The organism is Albidovulum sp. (genome assembly GCF_049646345.1).
GTDB lineage: Bacteria > Pseudomonadota > Alphaproteobacteria > Rhodobacterales > Rhodobacteraceae > Albidovulum.
Window position 1 is genome coordinate 1 of the sequence record NZ_JBARVQ010000567.1, and the last position, 2,574, is coordinate 2,574.

The following is a 2,574-nucleotide window of genomic DNA, read 5'->3' on the forward strand; positions in this document are numbered from 1 at the left end:
GTACCATATCAGGCAGATGACCGAGAGCGCCGCTGCCGCCGCATTCAGCATATGACCGCCAGGCAGCTTTTCGGCCTTCGACGTCACCTTGCCGGCAAGCTTGCCAAACGCGATGACCGAGCCGGTAAAGGTCACGGCCCCGATAAAGATGCCAAGGAACAGCTCAACCTGCAGGATCGACTGTTCGACGCCCGTCTTGTGCGCCAGAACGGCCGCGAAGCCTTCCAGCCCGTGGCGTGCCGCCTCATCCATTGCCAGTACATTGCCCAGTTCGAAATGGGCGTTGAAGCCGACAAAGACCGCCGCCAGACCGACCAGCGAATGCATCGCGGCGACAAGCTGCGGCATCTCGGTCATCTGGACCTTGTTGGCGACATAGGTGCCAATGATGCCGCCGCCCGCGATCAAAAGAAGCGACAACAGCCAAAGGCCCGAGCCCGGGCCGATCAGCGTGGCGACAACCGCCAGCGCCATGCCGGCAATGCCGTACCAGACCGCGCGCTTGGCACTTTCCTGACCGGAAAGCCCGCCAAGCGAGAGGATGAAAAGAACTGCCGCAACGACATAGGCGGCCGTGGTGAAACCGAATTCCATCTGAGCGGCCCCCTTACGATTTCTGGAACATGGCGAGCATGCGCCGGGTGACAAGGAAACCGCCGAAGATGTTGATTCCGGCCATGAAAATCGAAAGTGCCGCCAAGAGGATCACAAGGTACGATCCCGATCCGATCTGCATCAGGGCACCCAGAATGATGATCGACGAAATCGCGTTCGTGACCGCCATCAGGGGCGTGTGCAGCGAGTGGCTGACATTCCAGATCACCTGGAAGCCGACAAAGACCGACAGCACGAAAACGATGAAGTGCTGCATGAAGCTTGCCGGGGCCACAAGACCGATGCCCAACAGCAAAGCCGCGCCGACCGCCAGAAGCGTGACCTGGCTACGGGTCTGCGCCTTGAAGGCCGCGACTTCCTGCGCCCGCTTCTCTTCGGCGGTCAGTTCCTTTGCCTTCTCCTTCGGCTTCTGCGCGGCGATCGCCGCGATCTTGGGCGGTGGCGGCGGGAAAGTGATCTCGCCTGCATGCGTAACCGTCGCACCGCGGATAACGTCGTCTTCCATATTGTGGTTGACGGTGCCGTCCTTGCCCGGCGTCAGGTCGAACATCATGTGACGGATATTGTTGGCGTAGAGCGTCGAAGACTGCGCAGCCATGCGGCTCGGGAAATCGGTATAGCCGACGATGGTCACGCCACTCTCGGTGACGATCTTTTCATCCGGTTTGGTCAGTTCGCAGTTGCCGCCACGCTCGGCGGCAAGGTCAACGATGACCGATCCGGGCTTCATCGCCTCGACCATGTCCTTGGTCCAGAGGACCGGGGCGTCGCGACCGGGGATCAGCGCGGTGGTGATGACGATGTCGATCTCGGGCGCAAGTTCGCGGAACTTCTTCAACTGCGCTTCGCGGAATTCGGGGCTGGACGGTGCTGCATAACCGCCCGTCGTCGCGCCGTCCTGCGCCTGCTCCTCAAAATCGAGATAGACGAATTCGGCACCCATCGATTCGATCTGTTCTGCCACTTCGGGGCGCACATCGAACGCATAGGTGATTGCGCCGAGGCTGGTCGAGGTGCCAATGGCCGCCAGACCGGCAACCCCCGCGCCAACGATCAGCACCTTCGCAGGCGGCACCTTGCCCGCCGCCGTCACCTGACCGGTGAAGAAGCGGCCAAAGTTGTTCCCGGCTTCGATCACCGCGCGGTAGCCTGCGATATTGGCCATCGACGACAGCGCTTCCATCTTCTGCGCCCGGCTGATGCGCGGCACCATATCCATGGCGACCACGGTCGCGCCCTGCTTGTTCGCCAGTTCCAAAAGTTTCGTGTTCTGAGCAGGATAGAAGAACGAGATCAGGGTCTGATCCTTCGACAGGCGCTTGGTCTCGGCGTCGCTCGGCGGCCGCACCTTGGCAACGATGTCGACCTGTTTGAAGAGCGCCGCCGCCGTCTTCACGACGGTCACGCCAGCCGCCTCATAGGCCTTGTCGGAGAACCCGGCAGCCGCACCCGCGCCTGCCTCGACAAAACACTCATGGCCAAGTTTCTGCAGATGCCCCGCCGAATCCGGCGTCAGCGCCACCCGCGCCTCGCCCTCGAATATCTCCTTCGGTACCCCGATCTTCACAATATTGTCCCTCTTCGTCCTGGCGCGCCCCTGCAGGACACGGCCGGTTTCCTCGCTCGCGCAAGATTATTACTCTTTTATGCCGCACTGCGGCAAGAAGGTTTTCGGCGTCTTACAGCCAGCGACGCGTTTGCGCCTTATAGAGTTCGTACGGTTCGCCAAACAAACTGCTCAGCCGCTCTTCTTCATCAAGAATGAACCGTGATTGAATGACATACATGAATACTGCAATCAAAGGCAGTGCAACCAAAGCATCCCAGGCAATGTAGAGGCCAAGAAGAATGATCACATCGGCCAGATAGATGGGGTTGCGACTAAGCCGGAAAACGCCATTCGTGATCAGCGTGTCAGGATCGCGGCGCGGAATGACGGATGTCTTGACCAGTATCATC

Annotated in this window: 3 protein-coding genes; all 3 read right to left on the minus strand. The window is 60.3% G+C overall.

Going from position 1 to position 2,574, the window contains the following annotated elements:
* Nucleotides 1-594: NAD(P)(+) transhydrogenase (Re/Si-specific) subunit beta (locus WBB85_RS14780; protein ID WP_432639368.1), on the minus strand; the 594-nt coding region annotated here is incomplete at its 3' end.
* Between the two features lie 13 nt (nt 595-607).
* On the minus strand, nt 608-2,182 hold the full coding sequence (locus WBB85_RS14785) for a Re/Si-specific NAD(P)(+) transhydrogenase subunit alpha (protein WP_432639369.1): 1,575 nt from the start codon (nt 2,180-2,182) through the stop codon (nt 608-610).
* A gap of 112 nt (nt 2,183-2,294) precedes the next feature.
* Nucleotides 2,295-2,574: methyltransferase family protein (locus WBB85_RS14790; RefSeq protein WP_432639370.1), on the minus strand; the 280-nt coding region annotated here is incomplete at its 5' end.